Annotated in this window: 24 protein-coding genes and 1 pseudogene; 11 read left to right on the top strand and 14 right to left on the bottom strand. The window is 60.7% G+C overall.

The genetic code is table 11. The features are described from left to right. Window positions 1–167 precede the first annotated feature (167 nt). Both rne and ACFQDL_RS23980 read left to right on the top strand, forming a co-directional pair. Window positions 168–1,823 (top strand): annotated as a pseudogene (gene rne, locus ACFQDL_RS23985) (ribonuclease E); the annotation flags it as partial. A 659-nt stretch (window positions 1,824–2,482) separates the two neighbouring features. Then, the gene (locus ACFQDL_RS23980; RefSeq protein WP_379911212.1) at window positions 2,483–3,376 is read left to right on the top strand and encodes a hypothetical protein; all 894 of its coding nucleotides are present in this window, start codon (window positions 2,483–2,485) and stop codon (window positions 3,374–3,376) included. Between the two features lie 106 nt (window positions 3,377–3,482). Here the strand turns inward: ACFQDL_RS23980 and murB are convergent, their stop codons facing one another. From murB to ACFQDL_RS23960, 4 genes are all read right to left on the bottom strand, one after another. Then, window positions 3,483–4,526 (bottom strand): UDP-N-acetylmuramate dehydrogenase, encoded by a 1,044-nt coding sequence (gene murB, locus ACFQDL_RS23975; RefSeq protein WP_379911211.1) that lies wholly within the window; start codon window positions 4,524–4,526, stop codon window positions 3,483–3,485. Beyond that, complete coding sequence (locus tag ACFQDL_RS23970) at window positions 4,523–5,008, bottom strand: low molecular weight protein-tyrosine-phosphatase (RefSeq protein WP_379911210.1); 486 nt, start codon at window positions 5,006–5,008, stop codon at window positions 4,523–4,525. Before ACFQDL_RS23970 ends, murB begins: the two co-directional genes overlap by 4 nt. A 124-nt stretch (window positions 5,009–5,132) precedes the next feature. Next, window positions 5,133–5,267, bottom strand: a complete 135-nt coding sequence (locus ACFQDL_RS23965) for a hypothetical protein (protein WP_379911209.1) — start codon at window positions 5,265–5,267, stop codon at window positions 5,133–5,135. A gap of 180 nt (window positions 5,268–5,447) precedes the next feature. Then, window positions 5,448–5,825, bottom strand: a complete 378-nt coding sequence (locus ACFQDL_RS23960; protein ID WP_379913296.1) for a GntR family transcriptional regulator — start codon at window positions 5,823–5,825, stop codon at window positions 5,448–5,450. A gap of 257 nt (window positions 5,826–6,082) precedes the next feature. Here ACFQDL_RS23960 and ACFQDL_RS23955 point away from each other — a divergent pair, with 257 nt between their 5' ends. After that, window positions 6,083–6,256 carry a hypothetical protein gene (locus ACFQDL_RS23955; protein WP_379911208.1) on the top strand — a complete coding sequence of 58 codons (174 nt, stop codon included), beginning with the start codon at window positions 6,083–6,085 and terminating at the stop codon, window positions 6,254–6,256. A 45-nt stretch (window positions 6,257–6,301) separates the two neighbouring features. Here ACFQDL_RS23955 and ACFQDL_RS23950 read toward each other — a convergent pair whose 3' ends face one another. Genes ACFQDL_RS23950 through ACFQDL_RS23925 form a run of 6 tightly spaced genes read right to left on the bottom strand, consistent with a single transcriptional unit; the run spans window position 6,302 to window position 10,274 of the window. Beyond that, window positions 6,302–7,309: an AbrB family transcriptional regulator gene (locus ACFQDL_RS23950; protein WP_379911207.1), complete on the bottom strand. Its 1,008-nt coding sequence runs from the start codon at window positions 7,307–7,309 to the stop codon at window positions 6,302–6,304. Window positions 7,310–7,316: 7 nt separating this feature from the next. Further along, window positions 7,317–8,852, bottom strand: coding sequence for a tripartite tricarboxylate transporter permease (locus tag ACFQDL_RS23945; RefSeq protein ID WP_379911206.1), 1,536 nt, complete (start codon window positions 8,850–8,852; stop codon window positions 7,317–7,319). Window positions 8,853–8,855: 3 nt separating this feature from the next. Further along, window positions 8,856–9,290: a tripartite tricarboxylate transporter TctB family protein gene (locus tag ACFQDL_RS23940; protein WP_379911205.1), complete on the bottom strand. Its 435-nt coding sequence runs from the start codon at window positions 9,288–9,290 to the stop codon at window positions 8,856–8,858. A 9-nt stretch (window positions 9,291–9,299) separates the two neighbouring features. Further along, window positions 9,300–9,491, bottom strand: a complete 192-nt coding sequence (locus tag ACFQDL_RS23935) for a hypothetical protein (protein ID WP_379911204.1) — start codon at window positions 9,489–9,491, stop codon at window positions 9,300–9,302. Then, on the bottom strand, window positions 9,484–10,059 hold the full coding sequence (locus tag ACFQDL_RS23930) for a tripartite tricarboxylate transporter substrate-binding protein (protein WP_379911203.1): 576 nt from the start codon (window positions 10,057–10,059) through the stop codon (window positions 9,484–9,486). The genes ACFQDL_RS23935 and ACFQDL_RS23930 overlap by 8 nt, the downstream gene beginning before the upstream one ends. Next, window positions 9,981–10,274, bottom strand: a complete 294-nt coding sequence (locus ACFQDL_RS23925; protein WP_379911202.1) for a hypothetical protein — start codon at window positions 10,272–10,274, stop codon at window positions 9,981–9,983. Before ACFQDL_RS23925 ends, ACFQDL_RS23930 begins: the two co-directional genes overlap by 79 nt. A 156-nt stretch (window positions 10,275–10,430) precedes the next feature. Between ACFQDL_RS23925 and ACFQDL_RS23920 the strand changes: the two genes are divergently transcribed. From ACFQDL_RS23920 to ACFQDL_RS23905, 4 genes are read left to right on the top strand one after another with little or no spacing between them, the layout of a single operon-like run. Next, complete coding sequence (locus tag ACFQDL_RS23920; protein WP_379911201.1) at window positions 10,431–11,093, top strand: response regulator transcription factor; 663 nt, start codon at window positions 10,431–10,433, stop codon at window positions 11,091–11,093. Beyond that, a complete protein-coding gene (locus ACFQDL_RS23915) occupies window positions 11,080–12,468 on the top strand; it encodes a sensor histidine kinase (protein WP_379911200.1) in 1,389 nt (462 codons plus the stop codon). Before ACFQDL_RS23920 ends, ACFQDL_RS23915 begins: the two co-directional genes overlap by 14 nt. Further along, window positions 12,465–12,722, top strand: a complete 258-nt coding sequence (locus tag ACFQDL_RS23910; RefSeq protein ID WP_379911199.1) for a hypothetical protein — start codon at window positions 12,465–12,467, stop codon at window positions 12,720–12,722. The genes ACFQDL_RS23915 and ACFQDL_RS23910 overlap by 4 nt, the downstream gene beginning before the upstream one ends. A gap of 11 nt (window positions 12,723–12,733) precedes the next feature. Beyond that, a complete protein-coding gene (locus tag ACFQDL_RS23905) occupies window positions 12,734–13,528 on the top strand; it encodes an ABC transporter substrate-binding protein (RefSeq protein WP_379911198.1) in 795 nt (264 codons plus the stop codon). Between the two features lie 271 nt (window positions 13,529–13,799). On the opposite strand, the gene ACFQDL_RS23900 is transcribed toward ACFQDL_RS23905, so the two are convergent. After that, on the bottom strand, window positions 13,800–15,917 hold the full coding sequence (locus ACFQDL_RS23900; protein ID WP_379911197.1) for an adenylate/guanylate cyclase domain-containing protein: 2,118 nt from the start codon (window positions 15,915–15,917) through the stop codon (window positions 13,800–13,802). A gap of 557 nt (window positions 15,918–16,474) precedes the next feature. On the opposite strand from ACFQDL_RS23900, the gene gcvA reads away from it, so the two are divergent. The 4 genes from gcvA to ACFQDL_RS23880 all read left to right on the top strand — a co-directional run bounded on the left by gcvA (window position 16,475) and on the right by ACFQDL_RS23880 (window position 21,604). Beyond that, complete coding sequence (gene gcvA / locus ACFQDL_RS23895) at window positions 16,475–17,362, top strand: transcriptional regulator GcvA (protein WP_379911196.1); 888 nt, start codon at window positions 16,475–16,477, stop codon at window positions 17,360–17,362. A 264-nt stretch (window positions 17,363–17,626) separates the two neighbouring features. Further along, complete coding sequence (locus tag ACFQDL_RS23890) at window positions 17,627–18,625, top strand: Bug family tripartite tricarboxylate transporter substrate binding protein (protein WP_379911195.1); 999 nt, start codon at window positions 17,627–17,629, stop codon at window positions 18,623–18,625. A 358-nt stretch (window positions 18,626–18,983) separates the two neighbouring features. Then, entirely contained in the window at window positions 18,984–20,177 is a 1,194-nt protein-coding gene (locus ACFQDL_RS23885; protein ID WP_379911194.1) for a CaiB/BaiF CoA transferase family protein, read from the top strand. Between the two features lie 59 nt (window positions 20,178–20,236). After that, window positions 20,237–21,604: an MmgE/PrpD family protein gene (locus ACFQDL_RS23880; RefSeq protein WP_379911193.1), complete on the top strand. Its 1,368-nt coding sequence runs from the start codon at window positions 20,237–20,239 to the stop codon at window positions 21,602–21,604. Window positions 21,605–22,074: 470 nt separating this feature from the next. On the opposite strand, the gene ACFQDL_RS23875 is transcribed toward ACFQDL_RS23880, so the two are convergent. The 3 genes from ACFQDL_RS23875 to ACFQDL_RS23865 all read right to left on the bottom strand — a co-directional run bounded on the left by ACFQDL_RS23875 (window position 22,075) and on the right by ACFQDL_RS23865 (window position 25,373). Further along, entirely contained in the window at window positions 22,075–23,139 is a 1,065-nt protein-coding gene (locus ACFQDL_RS23875) for an AbrB family transcriptional regulator (protein ID WP_379911192.1), read from the bottom strand. Window positions 23,140–23,318: 179 nt separating this feature from the next. Continuing rightward, a complete protein-coding gene (locus ACFQDL_RS23870) occupies window positions 23,319–24,836 on the bottom strand; it encodes a tripartite tricarboxylate transporter permease (protein ID WP_379911191.1) in 1,518 nt (505 codons plus the stop codon). 9 nt (window positions 24,837–24,845) lie between these two features. Further along, window positions 24,846–25,373: a tripartite tricarboxylate transporter TctB family protein gene (locus tag ACFQDL_RS23865; RefSeq protein WP_379911190.1), complete on the bottom strand. Its 528-nt coding sequence runs from the start codon at window positions 25,371–25,373 to the stop codon at window positions 24,846–24,848. Window positions 25,374–25,631 lie beyond the last annotated feature (258 nt).

Genomic DNA, 25,631 nt, shown 5'->3' with positions numbered 1-25,631 from the left:
CCGACGATATGAGCTTATACAATGCCCGCGCACCCGAGGGTGCGCGGCCGAGTCACCCTGACGCGGTCTGTTTGACCTCCTTCAGAAGACCGGACACCAGCACCTGAAAGACAAGACAGCTCGATCAGCGGCCAGAAGCGCATTCCCCTATTAAGAATGCGAACAAAATGAAGAGAATGCTCATCAACGCAACTCAGCCAGAAGAGTTGCGGGTCGCCCTCGTAGACGGGCAGCGACTCTATGATCTGGATATCGAATCCGCCAGCCGCGAACAGAAAAAAGCCAACATCTACAAGGGCAAGATCACCCGCGTAGAACCCAGCCTCGAAGCCGCCTTCGTCGACTATGGCGCCGAACGCCATGGCTTCCTGCCGATGAAGGAGATCGCCCGTGAATACTTCAGCAAGCAGCCGGAAAAAGGCGGCCGTCCGAATATTCGCGAGGTGCTGAAAGAAGGCACCGAAGTCATCGTCCAGGTCGAGAAGGAAGAGCGCGGCAACAAGGGTGCCGCCCTGACCACCTTTATCAGCCTCGCGGGCCGCTATCTGGTGCTGATGCCCAACAACCCCCGTGCCGGCGGCATTTCGCGCCGCATCGAGGGCGACGAGCGGGCTCAGCTGAAGGAAGCCCTGTCCGGTGTCGAAGTCCCGGACAAGATGGGCATCATCATCCGCACCGCCGGTGTCGGCCGCAGCTCCGAAGAGCTGCAGTGGGACCTGAACTACCTGGTCACCCTCTGGGAAGCCATCACCGACGCCGGCGGCAAGCGCAACGCCCCCTTCCTCGTTTACCAGGAAAGCAACGTCGTGATCCGCGCGATCCGCGACTACCTGCGCAACGACATCGGCGAAGTTCTGATCGACAGCGACAGCGTCTACGATGAGGTCAAGCAGTTCGTGCGTCACGTGATGCCGAGCTACGAAAACCGCGTCAAGCTGTACAAGGATCAGACGCCGCTGTTCAACCGTTACCAGATCGAAGCCCAGATCGAGACCGCCTTCGAGCGTGAAGTCAGCCTCCCCTCCGGCGGTTCCATCGTCATCGATCCGACCGAAGCGCTGGTGTCGATCGATATCAACTCGGCCCGGGCGACCCGCGGCGGCGATATCGAAGAGACCGCGCTGCACACCAACCTGGAAGCGGCCGAAGAGATCGCCCGCCAGTTGCGCCTGCGCGATATTGGCGGCCTGGTGGTGATCGACTTCATCGACATGACGCCGATCAAGAACCAGCGTGCCGTCGAAGACAAGCTCGCCGACGCGCTGAAACTCGACCGTGCCCGCGTGCAGATGGGCCGGATCTCCCGTTTCGGCCTGCTGGAAATGTCCCGGCAGCGTCTGCGTCCGTCGCTGGCCGAGTCCCGCGGCACGGTCTGTCCGCGCTGCAACGGCCAGGGCAGCATCCGCGACACCGAGTCGCTGGCGCTGTCGATCCTGCGCCTGATCGAGGAGGAGTCGGCCAAGGAGCGCACCGCGCAGATCCGTGCCATCCTGCCGGTCACCGCGGCGACCTACCTGCTGAACGAGAAACGCCACGAGGTCCATGAGATCGAGTTGCGCCATCGCGTGCGGGTGGTCATCGTACCGAACCCGAACATGGAAACGCCGCACTACGAGGTCGTGCGCCTGCGCGATGACCACACGGTCGCGACCACCAACGATGCCAGCTACAACCTGCAGCCGCCACCGAAGCAGGAGGACTACAGCTCCGCGACCAGCACGACAGCAAAGCGCGAAGCCGCGGCGGTCCAGGGCATAGCACCGACCACTCCGGCACCCGCGGCCGCGCCTGAAACGCCGGCCGCCGAGGAACCGACTCCCCCGACGCCCGCTCCCGCTCCCGCTCCCGCGCCGGCACCCGCCCCCAGGCACCCCAGCCCGTCGCGAAGGTCTCCTTCGGCGGCAAGCTGATCGGCGTTCTGAAGGGTCTGTTCGGCGCGGCGGAATCAGCTGCACCCAAGGCTCAGCCGGTCGAAGAAGCCCCGAAACCGGCCCCCGCCGCTCCGGTACAGAAGAGTGCGGAAGAGCGTCCGCGCCGCAGCGGCGCAAGCAGCAGCGAGCGCAAACCCAAGCGTCGCCGCGACAGCGATCGTCGTCGCCGTCCACAGGACTCCGACGAGATCATCACCATCGAGCCGCAAGGCCCCGCAGCATCGCAGCCGTCGGGTGGTGAAGAGTCGCAGGCCTCGGGCAAACCGCGTCGCCGCCGCCGCAGCCGTCGCAGCGAAGGCGATGAGACCCGCACCGACCGCGCCGAGCGCAGCGCTGAGCGCAGTGCCGAAAGGGGCGCCGACAAAGCGGTAGAAAAGACCGCCGAGAAGCCGCCCCGCGAGGAGAGCGAAACCGAGGCGCCGGCACGTACCGGGGAGCAGCGCGAAGCACGCGAAGCGCGCGCAGCCAGCGATGATGCGGACACCCGCGGTCGTCGTCGCGGCCGCCGTCGTCGCGGCAGCGAACGCGTTGCCGAACGCACGCCGGCCGACATGACCGCCGCAGCGCCGAAGGAGGCAAAACCGCAGGCACAGACCGGAGAGGAAGAGCCGGTACCGGCCACTGCGGCTGAAAAGCCGGCGGGACAGGTCGCCGTCGAAGCTGCCGCTCCGATCGAGCAGGAGACCACCGCCGAGGCGAAGCAAAGTGTCCAGGCTGAGGCGGTATCGGACACCGAAACGCCCGCCGAAAGCAGTGAATCGCAGGTAGAAGCCAAGGAGCCGCCGGCAGAGGCAGCCGAGGCCGAAAAGCCGGGTGAGCCGGAAGCTGCAGAAGCTGCAGAAGCCGCGGACACCAGGGAAAAGCCGGCGCAACGGGCACCGGTTGCCGAAGCGCAGGAGCCGACGACTGCCGAGGCCGTGGACAAAACGGCGGCCGCGCAGCCTGACGAGCAGGCATCCGAAGCCGCTGCGACTGCAGAACCGACTGTCCCGACACCGGTCTCCACCGCAGCCCCGGGCGAACCGCAGACGGTAGAAGCCGAAGCCCGTGACGCGGAAGCAGCACCGGAATCCGCCGCAGAAGAAGCGAAAGAAGCGACGGATACGGAGGCACCGAAGGCACAGGCCGACGAGGCCGAGGCTGAAGCCGAAGCCGAAGCCGAAGCGAAGAAAGCGCAGGAGCCGAACGCCGAAGCGACCACGGAAGCCGCCGAAGGCGCGGAACCGGTAGAGCAGAAGGCCGAAGGGGAGACCGCTGCCGCAGAGGACGAGGCGAAAGCCGGTGATGAGGCCGCTGCCGCTGAGGAAGAAGCGAAAGCCGGTGATGAGGCCGCAACGACAGAGAGCGCTGCGCGCCCGCGTCGTCGCCGTCGTGCAGGCCGCGCCCGCAACGACCCGCGCGAACAGCGCCGCCAGGCGTCGCACACCGAGGAGCACCACTCCTGAGCGACGTTTCGGCCCTGACCCGCGGCCCCTGACGGGGCCGCCGGGACTGGACAGCGTCCAAAAAACCGGCGATTTTCGCCGGTTTTTTTACCTGAAATACCGCAGCTCAAGCCGGGTACAGACGCGGTTCCATCTCCAGCTCGACTCCGAATCGCTCCCGTACCGAGCCCCGGATCCGATCGGACAGCTGCAGCAGTTCGGCGGCCGTGCCACCGCCTTCATTGACCAGCACCAGCGCCTGCTGGTGATAGACGCCGACCTGCCCGAGCCGCCGGCCCTTCCAGCCGCACTGGTCGATCAGCCAGCCGGCTGCCAGCTTGCAGCCGTCACCGGCAGCAAAGGCCACCAGACCGGGAAAGCGTTCGCGCAGCGCCTCGCACTGCGCGCTGGACACCAGCGGGTTCTTGAAAAAACTGCCGGCATTGCCCACCACTGCGGGATCCGGCAGTTTGCGGCGGCGAATCTCACAGATAGCCTCGAACACCTGTTCGGGATCGGGCGCGGTCAACCCTCGAAGGGCAAGGGCATCGGCCAGGGCCTGGTAACGCAGCACCGGACAGGGTCGCTGCGACAGAGCGAAGGTCACCTCGAGAATAATGTAACGACCGGGCGCCACCGACTTGAACAGGCTGTCGCGATAGCCGAAACGGCAGTCGTCGCGATCGAATCGCCGAATGTCACCGCTTTCGGTATCCAGCGCCAGCAGCGAGTCGAAACGTTCTTCCAGCTCCACGCCATAGGCGCCGATATTCTGCATGGGCGCGGCGCCGACGGTACCGGGGATCAGCGCCAGGTTCTCGAGGCCATAACAGCCCTGTTGCAGCGTCCAGACCACCGTTTCGTGCCAGTTCTCACCGGCCGCCGCACTGACCAGGACCGTCCCGGCCTCGGGCGACGCGACCTGCCGCCCTTTCAGCGCCATCTGTATGACCAGACCGGGTATGTGCTCACGCAGCACCAGGTTGCTGCCGCCGCCGAGCATCAGCATTGGCCAGCCCTGCTTCCGCGCCAGCGCCACCGCCTGCCTCAGCTGGTCGAGCGTCTCGACACGCAGGAAATACTCGGCGCGGGAGGGAAAACCAAAGCTGTTCAGAGCGCAGAGGTCGAAATCCCGCTGCAGCGCAAGCGTCGATGGCCCGGAGAGATTCACGCGCCCTCCCGCTGCAGCTGCTCGATAAGCCCTTCGGACGCCGCCTCGATCAGATCCAGCACCTGCTCAAAGCCATCATCGCCGCCGAAATAGGGATCGGGCACCTCGAGCATCGACACCCGGTCTCCGGCAAACTCGAGAAAAAGCCGGACCCGAGACCGGTATTCAGGCGGACAGATTCGCATCAGGTTGTCGAGATTGTCCCGGTCCATTGCCAGCACCAGATCGAAACGACGGAAGTCCTCCAACTCCACCTGGCGCGCACGCAAATGTTCCAGGCGGATACCGCGTCGCAGCGCGGCGGCCGTGGCGCGGCGATCAGGCGGATTGCCGACATGCCAGGCACCGGTCCCGGCCGAATCAACGAAGACCTCGAGCCCCGCCTCGCGCAGGCGGTGTTCGAGCACGCCATGGGCCGTGGGTGAACGGCAGATGTTGCCGAGGCAGACCAGAAGGATCGAAGTTTTATCTTTTGAAATCATTTACTTATGCGCCGTCTTAACGCTTCAAAACGGCCCGAAAAACGGGCATGACGCGACATTATAAAACAAAGCGTTACGGAATGGTTTTCCAAGGAGAAAACGAGAAACACGGGGGAGAGGACGATCAAGGGCCCAGCAGCAGCTCCGGCAGCCGGCCCGGCGCCTCGATCCTGCACCCATCCCAGGGATGCGCATAGCTGATACGCAGACAGTTGCGGAACTGCCCGGAGACCGAGAACAGCGGACCGGGCGTGATCACCACCCCCTGCTGCAAAGCCGCCGGATAGACGGCGAGGGTATCGACCGACTCGGGCAGCTCCAGCCAGATCGCCAGACCGCCGAGCGGTGTACTGACGCGAATCTCTCCCGGCCAGGCGTGCAGCGACGCATGCAGCGAGAGCTGTTCGCGCAGGGCCGGATCGCCCGCCGACGCATCGTATTACTGGTGATCGTCGCCCTTCTGACGACGCAGAGCGCGGCCGAGAGCACGGTTCAGCGCCACTATCCCGGACGGCGCCTCACCGGCATGAAGATCCGGCAACAGGTCGAAGGCCGCACTGCGGCGCATGATATCGAGAAACAGCTCGCTGGCCGTTACCGGACGGGGCGCTTCGAGCCGAGTCCGTCTGCGCGGCGCCCCGATCGTCTTCGGCTGCAGGGTGACGAAATAACCGGCCTTGGGCCGGGCCTCGACCAGTCCCTGCGCCTCCAATCGCTGCAATGCATGCTGAACAGTCGCCTTCGATACGCCCTGCTGCTCGCACAGCGTCCGAATCGACGGCAGCCGTTCGCCAAGCCGCCAGCGCTGTTCCCGTATGCCCTGTAACAGCCAGCTTTCCAGTTGCTGATAACGCTATTCCACCGGACTCTGTACCTATCGATTTTATTTTTTATACCTGATCCTATCCAAATCACCAAGGTAAGCTGCGGCCAACATCGGAATTGCGGACAGCTGCCATGGAAAAAATCGACGTTGTGCAGGACTGCACGTCACCCTTTGCGCGGGACGGCAAGTTTCACGTACGCCTCACCGAAGGCCGTTTTCAGAACTGGCGGCGGCTGACCAGCTGACCAATGATCGCACTGTTTTTCGGCCTGCTCTGGGTCCAGCTCGACGGCCAGCCCTGGCTGCCGTACCGGGACTGCGGCATCGATATCGGGCAACCGCGTTCCGCGTTGACGTTCAGCTTCAGCTCTGAGCAAGTCTCGGCATTCAAGGAAACGACCTTTCTGACCCAACGGAAGTAGACACTCCGGCGCCGATGGCTCATAGGTCCCACCACGCGATCAGCTCTACCCTTTCGACAGGCGGCGCAGCAGCATCGGAACCACCATGCTCATCGCGATCATCCGGAAGATCTGGTGGGATGCGACGAACACCGCATCGACCTGCTGGTTCATCGCAATGGCGATCATCACCTCGATGCCGCCAGGGGCGTAGGCCAGCATCGCCTGGACCCAGGGGACGCCCAGGAAGTGCCACAGCCCCCAGGCGAAAAGGCCGCAGATAAGCAGCGTGATCAGCAGCCCGCCCAGCGCCGCCCGCATTTCCGGCAGCACCTGCGACAGCCTTACCGCATTGAACCTTGCACCGATCGCACTGCCCAGCACGATCAGCAGCGCGATCATCAGGCTGTCCGGCAGGCCATGCTCCCAGCCCAGCGCCTGCTTGACGACCAGCGCCGCCGCGAATCCGCCGAACAGCATGGCCGCCGGTACCCGGCAGCGCGCCAGCAAGGTCCCGATCACCAGTCCCAGTATCAAAACCAACAGCAAGTGCTCGGGATGAACGATCTGAAAGGCGGTGACACCGAGTTGTCGCTCGGCTATGGGAAGGAAAAGCGGCAGCAGGGTCACCAGAAAACAGACCCGTATGCTGTGTACCAGCGCCACCTTGCGCAGGTCGGCCGAGGTGTCGGCCGCGAGGCTGAGCATGATGGCCAGATTGCCGGGAACGGAACAGAAAAGCGCTTCAACGCTATGCCATCCCGGCTGACGGGAATAGTAGCGGAACAGCAGGGTCAGCAGCAGAACCAGCATCAGGCACAGCAGCAGCACACTGTGCTTCCAGTGACCGAGCTGATGCACCAGGCCGGCATCGAGATTCAGGGCGACGGAAATGCCCAGAAAGAGACTGACCGCCGAGGTGGTGGCCCTGGGCATACTCACCGGCAGTCCGAGCAGGGCCGCCAGGGTCACGCCGACGACGGGCCCCAGTAACCAGGAAGACGGGACACTCAGCCAGTGCGCGGCGAGTGCCCCGAGGGTGCCGACCAGCAACGTACGTCCCGCCAGCATCATGGTGTGCTTATTCCTCTTCCAGCATCCGCCGGTCCGCAATGGCACCCGCCTTGCCTGCCTTTTTCCACAAGCGCCACAGGCCAGGTGCCAGCAGAGCGACCAGCGTCGCCACAGTCAGGCTATAGGTCATCGGGCCATTCAGCAGGATCGACCAGTCGCCGCCGCTGATCGACAGCGCCCGACGCAGGTTGTCCTCGAGTACCTCACCCAGTACCAGTCCCAGTATTACCGGCGCCAGGGAAAAGTGGAGCTTGCGCAGCAGGAAGCCGAAGATGCCCAACAGCACCATGAAATAGAGGTCGAAGCTGTCGCCGTGGATCGAGTAGATTCCGACGAAGGTCAGCATCACGATCACCGGCACCAGATAAGCCTGGCGAATCGACAGCAGCCTGACGAAAAGCCCGATCAGCGGCAGGTTCATCACCAGCAGCGCAAGGTTGCCGACGAACATCGAGGCGATCAGGCTCCAGGCGATCTGCGGCTGCTGTTCGAACAGCAGCGGACCCGGTGTGATGTTGAACATCAGTAGCGCCCCCAGCAGGATCGCGGTGGTGCCACTGCCGGGAATCCCCAGCGTCAGCATCGGCACCATCGAGCCGGCGGCCGAGGCGTTGTTGGCCGCTTCCGGTGCCGCCAGGCCACGGATATCGCCTTTGCCGAACTGGCTGTCATCACCCTCGGCAAAGCGCTTTTCGGTGCCGTAGGCGACCGCACTGGCGATCGAGGCACCGGTGCCCGGCAGTACGCCGATCAGGAAGCCGATCACCGTCGAGCGCAGCACCACCCATTTCACCTTCATCAGATCGGCAAAGCTTACGAAGCTCCGCCCCACCGGCGTAATGGACAGATCGTTGCGCGCCCACTGTTCCAGTAACGCCAGCACTTCGCTGATGGCAAACATGCCGATCACCACGACGAGGAAATCAACGCCGTCGAAGAAGTTCGGAATGCCCATCGTGAAGCGCAGCACACCGGTGCCGGAATCGACCCCGACCGTCGCCAGCAGCAGGCCGATCAGCACGCCCACCAGGGTCTTCACCGGCCGGCTGCCGACCATGGTCGCCAGACAGGTGAAGGCGAACACCATTAGCAGCACATATTCGGACGGTCCGAACTGGATCGCCAGCTGGCTGAGCAGCGGCGCCGAAACCACCATCAGCAGCAATGCGCCGATGCTGCCGGCGAAGGACGAGACCGCCGACAGCGCCAGCGCACGACCGCCTTCGCCGCGCTTGGACATCGGATAGCCATCGAGCGTGGTCATGATGGCGCCGGCATCGCCCGGTACGTTGAGCAGAATACTGGAAATACGGCCGCCATATTCAGCGCCGTAGTAGACGCCGGCCAGCAGGATCAGTGCCGATTCTGGCGGAAACCCCATGGCGTAAGCCAACGGTAGCAGGATCGCCACGCCATTGATCGGCCCGATGCCGGGCAGCGAGCCGATCAGGGTGCCGATGAAACAGCCCACCAGCACCAACACCAGATTCATCGGGGCCAGGGCAACCGAGAAACCGGTCGCCAGATGATTGAAAATTTCCATCGGTCAACCTCCCAGCAACGTGCCGGCCGGCACGTTCAATTGCAGCAGATCCTTCAGCAGGAAGTACCCGCACAGGCTGATTGCCAGCGAATAGGCCGCGGCGCGCCAGGGCTTTTCTCCAAACAGCCAGCTGAAAACGGCGCCGACCAGAAAGGTCGCCGGGATAAAGCCGGCGGACTCGAACAGCACCGCATACAGCGTCATGACGACCAGGCCTGCCAGCAGCTTGAGCAACACCGCACGATCCGGGTGCCAGTCGTTACGACTGGGTTTGACCAGCAGCCAGCCCGCTGTCGTTGCCAGCAGTATTGAAAGAATGACCGGAAAGGCCTTGGGACCGAGCGGCTCGTATTGGAAGGGCACCTCGAAGCCGACGGCTGTCCAGGCGATCAGCCCGGACAGCAGCAGCAGGGTACCCGCAAAGATGCGGTCATACATGCCGGGGCCTCACTCGATCAGACCGGCTTCGCGTGCCAGATCACGCATGTAGCCGACACGCTCCTTGACGTAACGGTCGAACTCTTCACCCTGCATCTTGAACGGCATCAACCCCTTGTCGGCGACCGTCTGCATAAAGGCCGGGCTCTCGTAGGCCTTGCCGAACTGACCGGCCCAGTATTCGTAGGCGTCGTCAGACACCCAGGCCCAGATAGTAACCGCGTAGAATGGTCCATTCGGCGTCGAATCCCTGTTCCTTGGCGGTCGGAATCGCGGCGAACTCGCCGTCGAGGCGTTCCGGCGACATCACCGCCAGCATCTTCACCTTGCCGGCCTCGAGCTGGCCCTTCATCTCGCCGACATCGCCCGGATACACCTGGATATGCCCGCCCATCAGGGCCGCCAGGGCTTCGCCACCGCCTTCGTAGGCGACATAACGCATCGACCTGGGATCGACCGATGAGGACTTCATCAGGATTGCAGCCTTCATCCAGTCCTGGCTGCCAACGCCACCACCGGCACCGAGCACGTACCTGGTCGGATCCTTTTGCAGATCGGCCACCAGCTCGCCAAGGGTGTTCCAGGGCGCATCGGCCTTGACGATCACGGCACCGTAGTCGACACCGGCCGCTCCGACCCAACGGGCATCGGATTCGTCAAGATTCTTGCCGAACTTGCCCTGGGCGATGTTCAGCAGAGACCCGGAACTGAAGGCGACCAGCGCATTGCCGTCATCCGGACGGCTGGCGTTGATATGGTTGTAGGCCACGGCGCCAACGCCCCCGGCATAAAGGTAACCGCCATCGGCGTTTCAAGCAGATCGGCATCGGCAAAACCATTGGATATGACACGACAGGTCAGGTCGAAGCCGCCACCGGGCTTGGCCGGGGCGATACACTCGGGTTTGGAAGGTTCGAACGCCATGGCGTTTGCAGCCAGGGTAAGACCGCCCGTCAGCAACAGGGCACCGATATTGACTTTCATCTTTTAACTCCGCTTATACTTTTTATGAGTCGCTGCACTTTGTCAGCACTACGAGACGAACTCTAAGCGTTCAAACTGACACCAGCCTGACAGGGCAAAATAAAAACAACGTTGCCGGACGGCGACAACAGCGAGACAATTGCCGCCCTTATGCGCATGCTGCTGATAGAAGACAACCAGGCCCTCGCCGATGCGACCCGCGAGTACTTTCTCAACCTCGGCCACCCGCTGGACTGGGCCGGCTCGGTCGAGCAGGCCGAGCGCAGTCTCTCGTTCGACGACTTCGACCTGCTCATTCTCGATATCAACCTGCCGGGACGCAGTGGCTACCAGTTGCTGCAGAGCCTGAGAGCCGCCGGCAAGCGGATTCCGGTACTGGTGCTGACGGCCCGGGCTGAAATCGATGATCGCGTCAGCGCGCTGGACCTCGGCGCCGACGACTACCTGGTCAAGCCGTTCGATTTCCGTGAACTGGCGGCCCGCTGTCGCGCGCTACTGCGGCGCGAACGCGGCGATGCCAGCAACGAGTTACAGTTCGGCAACCTGACCTTCAACCTGGCGGCCCAGAGTGCCAGCATCGATGGTCGACCGCTCGAGTTGCGACCGCGGGAAGTCCAGCTGCTGGAACTGTTCCTGAAGAACCTCGACCGCATCCTGACCAAGGACGATATCGCCAACCGCCTCTATACCTTCGACGAGGCCTATACGCCCAATGCGATTGAACAGGCGCTGACGCGCCTGCGCCGGCAACTGGCGGAATCATCTCTGATCATCAAGACCATACGCGGCCTCGGCTATCTCGCCCATGTCGACGACTGAGGCCGGCTACTCCCTGCGGCGTCGGCTGCTGTCCCGCACCGCCCTGCTGCTGCTGGTCGTGCTGCTGGTGCTGAGCCTGGGTGCTTGGCACTATGCCCGCCAGGCGGCGGACTACTCCTACGACCGCCTGCTGAGCAGCGCCAGCCTGTCGGTCATGGAGGGATTGTTCGTACGCAATGGCCGCGTCGATCTCGACCTGCCCTACGCAGCACTGGAGATGATGCAGCTGGCACCGGATGACAAGGTTTTCTATCAGGTTCAGGATCCGCAGGGGCAGTGGATCACCGGCTACGACGATCTGCCACAGCCTGAGGGCTTCCAGCCGTCCGAGACGCCCTTTTTCTACAATGCCCGTTACCGCGGTGAGCCGCTACGCTTCGTTATCCAGAGCAAACGCCTGACGGAACCCGCTGTCTCAGGTTGGGTCCGGGTAACCCTGGGCCAGACGCTCAATGCCCGCCGCGAGTTGATGATCGATATTCTCTACAAGGCCCTGGTGGCGCTGATGGGCCTGATGCTGCTGGCGCTGGCGGCGCTCTGGTTCGGCATCAACCGGGCGCTGGACCCGCTCAGCCTGATATCACGAACCTTGCAGCATCGTTCGGCCGGCGATACCCAGCCGCTGGCCAAGACGCCCATCCAGGAAGTGTCGCCCCTGGTGGACGCGATCAACAGTTATCACCGCAGGCTACTGGACAATTTAGAGGCGATGAAGATGTTCATCGCCGACGCAAGTCACCAGATCCGTACAGCCCAGAGCGCGACCCAGGCGCAGCTCGATATCGCCAGCCAGAGCAAGGACCCGGCCACCCTGCCCCGACGCCTCGACACGATCCGCCAGCAACACCAGCAACTGACGCGCCTGACCAACCAGTTGCTGGCCCATGCCATGGTGGTCCATCGCAGTGATACTCAAAGCCTGGAACTGATCGATCTCGAGGCCCTGTTGAAACAACTGCTGACGGAGTGCGTGCGCGACCACGCCCACCGGGACATCGAGTTTGCCTACCACTGCGACCTCCAGCCGGCGACGATTCCCGCCGATAGCGTCAGTCTGCGCGAAGCGGTACGCAATCTGCTGGATAATGCCGTACGTTACGGCCCGGACGACAACCATATCGATCTGCACCTGACGACCGCCGAGAACCGGAGCCTCGATATCATCGTCGACGACCGGGGGCCCGGCATTCCCGCGCATCTGCGCCGCCAGGCGCTGCAGCGCTTCTCCCGCCTGGCCGCGGGAGGATCGGGCTCGGGCCTGGGCCTGAGCATCGTCCAGAGTGTTGCCGATGCTCATGGCGGCGCCCTGTTCCTCGAGAACAGCCCGCTCGGAGGCCTGCGAGTCCGGTTGAACCTGCCGAGAGGCTCAAGATGATGATGCGCCTGTGCAGCCTGCTGCTCTCCCTGATAGCACTCCTCTCGCTGATTAAGGCGCCGGCAATGGCGGCCGCCGAGACGGACGAAACGGTGCTGATTTACAGTGCCACCGATATCCCCGCAATAAGCCCCGTACTCGATGCTTTTCGAGCCGCCAACCCCGACTTGGTACTGGAATACCGCGAATTCAACACCCTGGAGCTGCATGAACGGATGCAGTCCCCCGACGACGGGGATTCCCCGATCTGGTGATCAGCTCGGCGATGGACCTACAGATCCGCCTGGTGAACGACGGCTTCGCCCAGCCCTTTGTGGACCCGGTTCTCGAGGAATTGCCGACCTGGGCGAACTGGCGTAACGAGGCTTTCGGTTTCACCTATGAGCCGGTCGTGTTCGTCTATAACAAAGCCGCCTTCGCCGGCCGGTCGCTGCCCGCCACCCATGAAGCCCTGGCCACGGCCCTGCGCAGCGACGGTGAATTCTTCCGGCACCGGGTCGGCTCCTACGATGTCCGCACCTCTGGCGTCGGCTATCTGGTCGCGACCCAGGACGAGGTTACATCGAGTCTCAGCGGCCGGCTGAAGGAAAGCCTGGGCCGGGCCTTCACCCAGGTCTATTGCTGCACATCGCAACTGCTCGACGCCATCGCCGAAGGCGATCTGGTACTGGGCTACAACCTGCTCGGCTCCTACGCCCTGGCACATGCCCGGCGCGATCCGCGCATCGGCGTGATCGTGCCCGAGGACTATGCGCTGGTCGTCAGCCGGGTCGCCCTCATCACGAAAAATGCTCCGAACCCGGCCGGAGCCGAACGCTTTCTGCGCTTCCTGTTGTCGTACCAGGGACAGCAGGTCATCGCCCAAAACGGAGAGTTGGTTGCGCTGCACCCGCGGGCCTCAGGCCCCTTTTCGATCGCCGCGCTTGGCACCGAACAGCCCCTCAACTTTCACCCGATCACGCTGGGCCCGGCGCTGATGGTCTACCTGGACCAGTCAAAGAGACGACGGTTCATCATCGAATGGCAGAATGCCCTGCTCTATGATCCGGTCGCACCTTGACAACTCACTTCCACCGATCGGAGTTGTCCACTTGGACAGGTGGCCGTTTTTGGCCGTTCGGTGGCTGTCTTATGTGAAAGTTCGAAGCGCTACCCTTTCCCACAGATACAAGAGAAATACATACATCAGGGCTCCAGGACTTGGGATTCCGAGCGGCAGCGGACGGCATAGAGCAGCCGCCGTTGAAAACCGGCAAAAACGTATCTCAGCTTAAAATCGACAACAGCTCAATGGCTGCTACCGGTGCAGCAATCTAAACAGGGCGGTAAACTCACTTCAAATCAAGAAGTTCGTAGACCTCCAGCGGCTTCTGCTTGCCCTTGGCCTGGATAGTGGTGACCGGGGTCACCAACACCTGTTCTTTGACCCTTTCGTAAACAGCGGCGCTGATCAGGATCTGGCTGATGCCGGTATGTTCCTGTATGCGTTTGGCGATATTGATGTCATCGCCAATGGCCGTGTACTCCATACGTTCCTGAGTGCCGACAAGCCCCAGCACCGCTTCGCCGACGTGAAGCCCCACACCAAAGGAGAGCCGGAACAGCGGAGAGATTTCCTCGTGCAAAGCGGCTATGGCATCGCGAATGCCGAGCGCCGCACGGATCGCTCGCATGATATGGTCCGGCTGGGGCAGAGGCGCATTGAACCAGGCCATGACCGCGTCGCCCAGGAACTTGTCGATCGTCCCCTCCTCGGCCAGTACGGCGTTCGCCATGGCGGCAAGATAGCGGTTGAGCAGCCCGACCAGATCTTCCGGATTCAGCTGCTCACTGATTTGGGTAAAGCCATGGATATCGGCAAACAGAGCGGTAATTTCCGCTCGCTTGCCGCCCAGTTGCAGACGCTCGGGATCAAGCTGGGTCAGTATCGCGGGGGATACCATGTGCTCGAGCAGGCGGCGTTGAGCCTCGACCTGACGCTTTTCGGTAACATCATCGACAACGATGGCGATGCCCTGCGTCTCCTGCTGTCCCTTGAGTGTCGAGAGGTTGAACCGAAGGTGCGCGACGCCTCTTGGCGGCATGTCGACACTGGTTTCAAGCCCGACCACCGATTCGCCGGTATGGCCGACCCGGTAGAGATGGGGTAACAGCAGGCTGCCGAGAGGGGGCCGCAAATCAGCCACATGTTCCCCGGCAAGGTCATCGCTATCAGAGTAGCCCAGGATATGCAGAGCAGCGGCGTTATTGAGCGTGACGGTACCTTGTGTATCGGTTGTAATGACGCCGCTGACGATGGACGAGAACACGCTGTCGAGGAGATTTTTCAGCTCCGTCGCCTCGGCGAGGGAGCGGCGCAGCTGACGCTCTCGCCGATCCAGCTGCTCGGCCATATGATCGAATGCATACCCCAGCTGGGCCAGTTCGCCACGCATAGGCTGCATGCCGGTACGGGCCGCCAGGTTCCCGGACTGCAATTGCTCCGTGGCATCCAGGAGAACACTGACCGGTCGCAGTATGGCGCGCTTGCCGAACCACCAGGCTGCCAGTACAGCAAACAGGGAGATGACACCGACGACAATCAGATTTCGGGCAAAAGTGTAGTTAACCGGCGCAAAGGCTGCATCGATGGGAACGCCAACGGCCAGATAGAGCGCCGTTGCGCTCCCGGTGTTGGCGCTGTCGTTGATCGGCGCGAAGGCGAACAGGCTCGAAACACCGCTCAGATCCGGCGCTTCGACTATACCCTCGCCACCCAGAGCAACCGCCGCCCCGAACACGGAACTGTTCGCCGCTGAACTGCCAACGGACCACTGTGGCGAGATCGGATAGCGCACCAGCAGCACACCGTTGCGATCGAATATCGAAAACGTCGTCCCGGGCGCCAGGCGCAGCCCGGCGGCAAGTTCACCCAGCCACTTGAGATCCAGGGCAGCGAAGACGACCCCCTGTACAGCGCCCTCCTGATCGAAAACCGGATAACCGAAGTGCAGCGATGCCTTGCCCGTTCGCCGGCCGACCGCATAGTCGCCGATAGCGAAGTCCCGGCTTTGCATCGCACTGATGATGTAGGCGCGGTCCGCCAGGTTGACCGGCCGTGTTGCCCGCAGAGGGCTGCAGAAGCTATAGCCTTCCAGATTCGCCACCCCCAGCGTCGTGTAGTAGGGATAGCGCTTGAACAGGTCGCCGAACAGGGAACTGCAGGCATCGGCATCCTGGTTCCGCACCCAGGGCAACTGCGCCAATGCAATCAGCAGCTGCCGGGTCCCCTTGATCAGATGCTCATACTGGCTGGTCGTCAGCTGTATGAGCCGAAGCGCGTTATCCCTGACATTGTCCGCCGCCTGCTGCCGTTGTTCGATATTAATGATGACGATCAGTAACAACACCGGCACAACCACCAGCAAAAAGAGCAGGAACAACCGGCCCCGAAGGCTTCTGAAGATCATGGGTGACGCCTCGCCAGTATTGTCAATGGCTTTCGTTAACGATCAGTGTAATGGGTCAGGCGGTATTCGGCGGCCGCAGAGCGACAAATTCGACAACATCGAGGTGCCCATCGACAGGACAGTGGTCAGTGCTGACTGCACCATCCGAAAGTTCGCATACCGGTTGGAGGCGGCGCGCCTGAGCTTTTCCTGGCGCCAGGTCTCCATCCTGCGCCCGGGATCAGCAAGCGGATAAAGAGTGCATCTTGCCTAACTTTTTGTTAGTCTCAAGTTACTTATTGCTCGTTGTCTTTTTCACGGACAAGCAGAATAATGGGCCGGCTGGAAGTTGATGGTAAAATGCCGGAAGCTGAGCGAAAAAAATACCGGGAGGGCCTCGGATACTCGGTGCCGAGCAATAGTCCGATGTGAATATAAACATCCAAAGACGCCGTTTTCGAAAGAGAAACACCTTTAATGGGACCCTGACATTTAGCCCTTATGACAAACAAGCTCTACGCTAATTGGTATTGAAAGGTTTATTCTAAGAATAACGAAAATGTTTTTACGGTGGTGAAATGAAATACCCACTTCCTCCGCTGAACCCGCTGAGAACCTTCGAAGCCGCAGCGCGACTTTGCAGCCTGACCAGCGCCGCAGAAGAGTTGAACGTCTCCCAGGTCGCCGTCAGCCGCCAGGTGCGGGTGCTCGAAGACTACCTGGGCGTTGCCCTGTTCCGGCGCCTGCATCGGGGTATCGAGCTGACGCGCGAGGGCAAAGAGCTGTACGAGGGCATCACCCAGGCATTCCAGGACATCAGCAATGCGGCCCGCAAGGTGTCGCGCCGGGGCCGGCGGGATATACTGTCGATTCAGTCCTATACGACCTTTTCGCAACGGTGGCTGATCCCCAGACTGGCCAACTTTCATGACGCCAACGAATCGATTGAGGTCAGACTTTCCTCATCCGTGGCACCGGTGGACTTCGATACGCAAAACATCGATGCATCGATCCGCTCCGGCCATGGCGACTGGCCCGACCTGCATGCGGAAAAACTGGTGGACATCGAACTGATCCCGATATGCTCGCCAACGTTGATGGAATCGGCAAAACTGAAGACACTGCAGGACCTGTCCCGCGTGCGCCTGCTCCACTCCATGGCTCGTCCCAACGACTGGGTCAGCTGGATAGCCGCAGCCGGGGTCGATATCGACGCCGACGCCGGTATCCGCTTCGACAACTCCGCCCTGGCCTACGAAGCGGCCTCGATGAATATTGGCATGGCCATCGCCGTCAGGGTCTTCGTCGAGCGGCAGATTCAGAACGGAAATTTCATTGCTCCTTTCGAAACCACATGCAAGACCGGGGAGGGCTATTATCTGACCTGGCCGCGCAATATGAGGCCATCGGAGCCCCTGCTGAAATTTCTTTCGTGGATGCGCGAGCTGCTGTCAAAGACAGAGTAATTTTCAGCCACTAGGCTTGCAATTAATTTACAGAATGAAGCAGCTGCTTAAGCCGTTTTAAAGACCTCTTAAGTCGAGTGATCACTCTTCCATTAAAAGTCTAATCCTGTGTACCAAGTCACATGCGTAACCTTGCCCAATCAAAACATACCCCTGGCCTGACAAATCGTCAGTACCACTTCGAACTGTTTTTTGGGACTCTTGAATCAGGGGATCGACCCCAGATTGAACACTCGAAAAATAAAACTCGGGAGACCGTCGAAGATGATAAGCAAAGTTACCAAGAGCGCTCGCGCCTACCTTGGCGCAACCACAGTCGCTGCCATGACAATGTTCTGCGGTACCGAAGCCGCACTGGCCGAGAGCGACTGGCCCACCGGCCCCGTCAACATGATCATGCACACCAAGGCAGGTGGTTCTTCGGATGTCTTTATCAGGACGCTGGCGAAATCGCTGGAGCCTGAGATTGGTCAGAATGTTGTCGTTATCAATTCACCGGGCGGTGGCGGTGCGACCCAGATGACGCGGATTCGCGCCGCCAAACCGGATGGCCTGACACTCGGCATCAATACGCTGACCCACTTCACAGGGATGCTCACCAACCTCAAGGGGACCTTCTCGCCCGATGACTTCTCCTGGATCGCCTCGACCCAGGAGGACGCGATCCTGCTGTTTGTCCGGTCCGACTCCGATATGAAGAACCTGGACGATCTGGTCGCCAGGGCCCGGGAAAATGAAGGGGAAGTCAACATTGGCGGCTTTGGCCCTGTCGGCTCGATGCAGAGCATTGGCATTTCGATGCTCGAAGAGGCCGCAGGCGTCAAGCTCAACTGGGTCGCCTTCAACTCGACACCGGATATCGTCGCGGCTCTGCTGGGCGGTCATGTGGATGTGGGTGTATCGAACCTGGGCGCGGTCAACTCCTTCTTCGACGCCAAGCGGATCGCAGGCCTGGGTGTACTGGGCGAAGAGCGGCTGACGGGCCTGCCCGAGACACCGACCTTTGGCGAGCAAGGCTATGAGGTCGATACCAGCTGGCTGCAGGTCCGTGGTGTATTCGGCCCGGCAGGTATCCCGAAGGACGTACAGCAGAAGATTGCCGATGCCTTCCACAAGGCGATGCGTTCGGAAGACTATCAGACCTATGCGCGCAATGCCGGTGTCGTCGATTCCTGGATGGGGCCGGAGGAATACTCGAATTTCGTCAAGCGCGTCAGTGGCGTCGCGGAAAAACAGCTGAAAACAGCAGGTCTGATCGAGTAACTGCCGCATTCACTCTGGCTCGATCAGCGAACCGAAGGAGGGAGTTCCCTCCTTCTGTTACGGCCGGTTGATTTGATGAGCCTCAGTATAAAGCCGCTGCCATGTTGCACCTTCAATTATTAACCCGGAGGGTTAATACATGAAGCAGGGATGCTTCATCATTGGCCGAAGGCCAATGCGAACGCCACAAAAGCCAGCATGTCCGCGCACTTGCGCCTGCTTTTGTGGCGTGACTGACAACCAGGTAGGGAACCTGGTGGTCATCCAGATTAAAAGACGCAACTTTCAATCCCGAGATCTTGCCTGCCCGAAACCCTTCTCCAGACAGATCTCCCCAAGCGTAATTCGGTGAGCCCCCATGACCAAAGCATTCGACGGAATTCGTGTCATCGATACGACACATGTACTCGCGGGCCCCTTTGCCAGCTATCAACTGGCCGTGTTGGGCGCCGAAGTCATCAAGGTCGAGTCGCCCAATGACCCCGATCAGGCGCGCATGCAAGGCTCAGACCGCGCCCTGAACGACATCGGTATGGGCACGGCTTTCATGGCTCAGGCGTCCAACAAGAAAACGCTGGCGCTCGACCTCAAGACCGCTGAAGGGCGCGAGGCGATGAAGCGGCTCATTTCGACGGCGGATGTGTTCGTGGAAAACTACCGGCCCGGCGCTTTCGATGAGCTCGGGCTGGGCTATGACGAGATGTCCAAGCTGAATCCGAAGCTTATTTACTGTTCGGTCTCGGCTTTTGGATCGACCGGTCCCCGCCGTGAACAGACCGCCTATGATAATGTGATCCAGGCATTCTCCGGCATGATGGCAATGACGGGACATGGCGACGGCAGGCCCTTGAAATCCGGCGCGCCAGTGGTCGACTATGCAACGGGGACGACGGCGGCCTTCGCGATCTCGACGGCCCTGTTCCAGCGGGAACGGAACGGCGGCAAAGGCCAGTTTATCGATGTTTCAATGCTCGATGTCGCGCTGATACTGTCCAGTTCGCACCTCACCGGATTTCTTTGGAACGGCAAGCACCCCGAGCAAAAGGGCAACACCTTCCCGTTCGCAACCATCGGTTGCTACCAGGCTGCCGATGTCCCGATGATGATCGCCGCCTCGAACCTGCAGCAACAACGTCGCCTCTGGACAGCGCTCGGTCGCGAAGACATGATCAAGACCGATAACAATCAGCGTCTGGACGCGCATGCGGAAGAAGCCGAGGTTCTGTCAAAAATCATTGGCACGATGACGGCGGACTACTGGGAGGAGTTCCTGCAGAAAAGACGTATCCCGGCCGCACGCATACGCCGCATGGAAGAAGCCCTGTCCGACAGTCAGGTGGCCAGCCGGCACGTACTGCACGAACATGCGGCTCCCGACTGTGCCGTCGACGGCCTGACGGTCCCCGTCGCCGCATTCAACCTGTCCGACAGCCAGTCGGAAATCATCCTGCCGCCACAGCCGGTCGGTGCGCAGAGCGCCGAAATCCTGGCGGAACTCGGTTACGGCCGCGAAGAGATCGAGGCGATGCGAGCGGCCGGCGCCGTCAACTGAACATCCCCCAGCGACGGGACTGACGAACGGTTCAGCGCCCTTAGGATCAAGGACACACCATGACCAATCCAATCGTTGTACTGGCCAATGCAGCGACCGCCTGGCAAAACCAACGTTTGAGCGCAGATGTGAGCTGGGCGGCACGGCGCGCCCTCCTGGACTGGTTCGCCACAACCTTACCGGGCTGCGCACTGCCACCGTCAACGCTGCTGTCCGACGCCCTTGGCGCCAGTCGCGGTCAGGGCAATGCCGTCTGCTACGTGGACGGCCAGATCGCTTCTCCCCGGCATTCGGCGTTGCTGAACGCCACCGCGAGCCACACCGTCGAGTTCGACGATATCTTCAAGGATGGCGGTTATCACCCAGGTAGCCCGACCATTGCCACCGCACTGGCCGTCGCTCAGGACAAGGGCGCTTCGCTCGAACAGCTGCACCGCGCCATCATTGGTGGCTACGAAGTGGGCTGCCGGATCTCGCTGGCCATTCAGCCCAGCCACTACCGCTACTGGCATACCACCTCGACCGTCGGCACTATAGGCGCCGCGGTGGCGACCGCCATGATTCTGGGGTGCGATGCGGATCGAGTCGCCCATGCGATTGCCCTTTCCAGCAGCTTTGCCGGGGGCCACCAGCAGAACCTACAGGGTGAAGGCATGGCCAAGGCACTCCACCCCGGCCACGCGGCCGATGCCGGCATTCTCGCAGGCATCGCTGCGGCCCATGGCGTAACCGCATCTCTTGATAGCCTCGATGCGGACAAGGGGTTTGCCGCGGCAACCAGCGTATCGTCCGGAGACTGGACAACAGCGCTGGACGGCATCGGCGACTGGACACCCATTACCCGCATGACGGTCAAGAACCATGGTTGCTGCGGACACATCTTCCCGGCCCTTGATGGCCTGAATCGCATGCAGCAACAGGACGGTTTTGCACCTGACGACATCGACTCGATCCATGTCGAGGGTTACGGCGCAACCTATCAGATGTGCAACCGCCCGGATCCCCGGTCGGCCCAGGAAGCCCGTTTCAGCATACAGTACTGCCTCGCGGCGCAACTGCTGCTGGGCGGCGTCCGCCTGACTGCCTTCTCGCCCGAGGCACTTGCGCGTCCCGATATCCGCGCCTTGAGGCAGAAAGTGACCGTCAGCGAGGATGCCGAACTGGCATCGGCCTATCCGAAACGCCGCATGGCCAGGCTTCTCGTAACGCTGAAGGACGGTCGTCAAATCCGCCATTTCCAGCCAACCCGAAAAGGCGACCCGGAAGATCCGTTGTCGGACGAGGAACTGATCGCCAAATACAACGAGCTGGCCGGATCCGTACTGCCTCGTCAGCAACTGGAGGTCTTGCGGCAAAACATATTGTACGGAGCCGAACTGCCCGGCTCAGTTGCGCCAATTGCACCGTCGGCTGATACCGACGCCTGATTCTCAAGCCCGCAACAATGCCCTTGACCCGAAGTGATCACACCGGGTCAAGGGCTAATACCTGAAGACCTTGACTCCTTCCCGTCCTGGTTACGCCGGTCATCAATCGATGATCATGGCCTTGCCCCCTGCCCAGACCCAAACAGGCGAAAAAGCACAGCAGTAGGATGGGTGGAGCCGCGGTGGCACTTCATATCCGGATGCTACTCGTTTGATGCGGCGCAACCCATCAACATCGTCCGATGCTCTCGTGATGCTCTGAGAGTACACGATGGGTTCCACTACGCTCTGGGCCGAGTCAGCAACGGATGCCCCGTACCAAGCGTCGTTTCACCCATCCTACGATTTGCGCTCGGCGTAATACCCTGCTTGAAACCTGTTTTAACGCGGCATTCGGCAACGCAGATAGATTTACAACAGCCTGCCAACCTGAACAGACCGGTTCAACAATATGAACCATCGACGTCCAGTCAAGCCGATCGCCCGATTTCAAGCCGACGGGCAGCCGCGATAAACCAGTGGATTCCCGGCATAAGAATACAGATCCTCACGATCTGGAAAGAGGTAATGAGCGCGACATCGTAACCCAGAAATTGCGCGGTCAATGCCATTTCGGTCACGCCACCCGGGGCGGCACTGAGCACCATCGTTTCCCAGGGTTGATCGATCAGGTGGGCAAAGGCAATCGCGGTAGCACAGGTAAAAAGGATAAAGCCCAGCATCGATACGCTCAGCGCAAGCGTCAGCTTCCCACCGCGCCAAAAGAGGTCTTTGGTAAAGACGGAGCCCAGCCAGCTCCCAAGCACAACCTGAGCACCCGCCAGGACGATGTACGGATAGGGCGTCACGTGCAGGCCACTACTGGACACGACAGCCGCACTGAGTAGAGCGCCAAAAAAGAAGGGATTCGGTAGCCTGACGACTTTAAACAGGACACCACCCACCAAGGCAGAAATCGATAGCAGTATTACACCGCCCAAGTCGAACGAATTGGCCGAACCAAGCCCTCGGCCTGAATTGCCAGGCCAGCCATCGGCTATGTACAACGCTATAGGAATAAGCACCACGACACTGGCGATTCTTATCGTTTGTGATAGTACGACCAGGCCCCGGTTCAAACCGAATTTTTCGGCGACCACGACCGCCTCGACCGGGCTGGTCGGCATGGTGCACAAGAGTGCCGTCGGATAATCGAGATTGCTAAATCGCTTGAGCAAGATCGACACGACAACGGCGTTTATGCCCGTCAGAAGCGTCAATCCGACCATGATGGGGGCCATCTCCATAGCGATCGCCAACGCATCGCTGGTAAAGGCCAGGCCGACCGTCGAGGCGATTATCATCTGGCCGAAGGGGCGCGTCTTCGCCGTTACCGGTTGTCTAGCCAATCCGGAAACATAAAGTAAGGCCGAAAATAACATCGGCCCGATCATGAACGGTAATGGCATCCCGATTTTCATAAATAGCCACCCTACAGCGGCTGCCGAGAAATAAAGCACCACTAACTTTATTGGCTTGCGCAAATCAATACCCATAAAAATCAACTCGCAGGATCAGACAATAATTTTAAATTTCCAGATACAGAACACCAAAGCACTGTGAAGCGAATTGCTAATTGATAGTGAATAAACAGGATAAGCCCGAAACCACAAACCGATATTGGTTTGCAGTTCCGGGCTCGATGCATCACGAAGTGACTCAGAACAGATTCGGTCTATTCTTCATCGTGATATACCTCCTGTACATGACGCCGCTGATCCAGTTTCTCGCGCAGAAACCGCAGCGCCGGCATCGCGAAGGACAGAATCGCAATCGTCATCAAAACCAGCGTCAGCGGACTGGTATAGAAAATATCGAGATCGCCGTTGGAAATAACCAGTGCACGGCGGAAATTCGTTTCGAGCATTTCACCGAGTACCAGGGCCAGAATGATCGGCGCCAGTGGTATATCGACCTTGCGCAAAATGTAGCCGATAACACCGAACGCCAGGGTGACATATACCGGAAACATCGAGTTTTCGGACGCATAGGCGCCCATCAGGCAGATGGCTGCAACGACTGCTGCGATAGCGGGACGGGGCACGTCCGCCACTTTCGCCCAGTACCTGGCACCCGCCAAGCCGATAAAAATCATCACCGGAACACTGATCCAGAGTGCGGCGAAAATCGTGTAGGGAATCTCGGGCTTGGTAGTAAACAGCAGGGGCCCGGGCTGAATACCGTGGATCATCAGGGCGCCGATCATGATGGCGGTGGTGGGAGAGCCCGGGATACCCAGCGCCAGGAGCGGCGCGAGCGCACCCGATACCGCCGCGTTATTGGCTGACTCCGATGCCGCTATGCCTTCGATGCTGCCTTTGCCGAACTGTTCGGGCGTCTTCGAGGTCTTCTTGGCAACGGCGTAGGACACAAAGGACGCGATCGAGGCACCCGCACCCGGCACGACCCCGATGACGTAGCCGAGGACCGAGCTGCGCATCAGATGGAACTTCAACTTTCCGAATGTTTTCAAGGGTACGGCAAGAATTCCGCTCATCGGCTGACTTTTCGTCTTTTCAGAGGGGCCAGCCTCGACCATGAAGAGGACTTCGGACAGTGCAAAGAGACCCAGCAGCACCGGCACCAGCGGGAAGCCCTCGAAAAACTCCGGATGTGAACTGAAACGGGGGATGCCGGTCTGGGCATCGAGCCCCACGGTCGCGAGCGCCAGGCCAATACCCATGGCGATAGCGCCTTTGAGGGGCGACCCATTGGACAGCGTCGAGACGAGACTCAACCCCACGAGGGCCAGTGCAAAATAGGCCGTGGGCCCAAAGTCGAGCGCGAACTCCGACAAGGGAACCGCCGTCAGGAACAGCAGGATGGTACTGCCGAAAATGCCAATGCCCGACGAAACGATCGAGATATTCAGCGCGACCCCGGCTTTCCCCTGCTGGGTTAGCGGAAAGCCATCCCAGGACGTCGTCACGGCAGCCGCAGTGCCGGGGGAATTGACGAGTATCGCGGAAATAGCCCCGCCATATTCAGCCGCGGCATAGAGCGCGACCAGCGTTACGATCGACACCAGTGGATCAAGGCTGTAGGTGAACGGAATCAGCAGTGCGACGCCGAGGCTTGGCCCCAGTCCCGGCACCGCACCAATCATATATCCGAGCAGCGCACCGACGAGCAGCCCCACCGGCACCAACGGATCGGCAAATGCCGAGAAACCTATCAATATATTCTCAAACATGGCGACACCTTAAGGAAAATAAACACCGAGAGCGAGGACGAAAACGGCATAGAGGCCAAGCGCCAGGCCCAGGGGAACGGCTATGAGCTGAATCGGCCGACGCTCCCCCACCGCTATCATTATCAGAGCCGAAAGCCCCGCCGTTGCGATGATGGCACCCAGGGCGTCCAGGAAGGCTCCGATACCGATCAGAACCAGAATCGCGATAATGACAGACAGGGGACGACGGAGCTCAACCAGCTCATGTTCCTTTTCCCTGAATATTTTGACCAGGCCGTGGCAGCACATCAGAAATACCGCGATCAGGGTTCCGATGGCTATAATCATCGGGAAATCGCCGGCCCCCACTGCCTTGGGATTCATCGGGTCGGGAAGTTTTGCCGCTTCGTATAGATAGGTACCGACTATAAGCAGCAAGATAAGGCCAAACACCACCTCTAACCACACCAAGGGAACCTGAATAAAGTGCCCTTGCCTGCGCTGACTTTTGGCCGGGTCCTTCGGCGTGCTTTGAGTCGACGCTGACGATGTATTCATTCTCTCCTCCCACCGTGACCAGACTTGGGCCCGGCTTGTCGCCACGTCAAGAGCGGACGTGGGCTGATTGTTATTGTACGAGGCAGCCAAGCACTCAATGCCTGCACCTCACCGGTCGAACTGTTGTCCGACGAGACTCGACGCCTCTTGAGTACGGCTCCTACTATGACTGAAGGCGCTCTGCCACTGAACTGAGTATTTATTGGGCCTCAGGCCAGCTTTCTGTTGGGCAGGCGGTCCCGAACCGCCCTTGAAGTT

This window comes from Marinobacterium aestuariivivens, from assembly GCF_042661465.1.
GTDB classification, from domain to species: Bacteria; Pseudomonadota; Gammaproteobacteria; order Pseudomonadales; family Balneatricaceae; genus Marinobacterium_A; species Marinobacterium_A aestuariivivens.
Note: the sequence above shows the minus strand (reverse complement) of the source record. Positions and strands in the feature narration are given on the sequence as shown.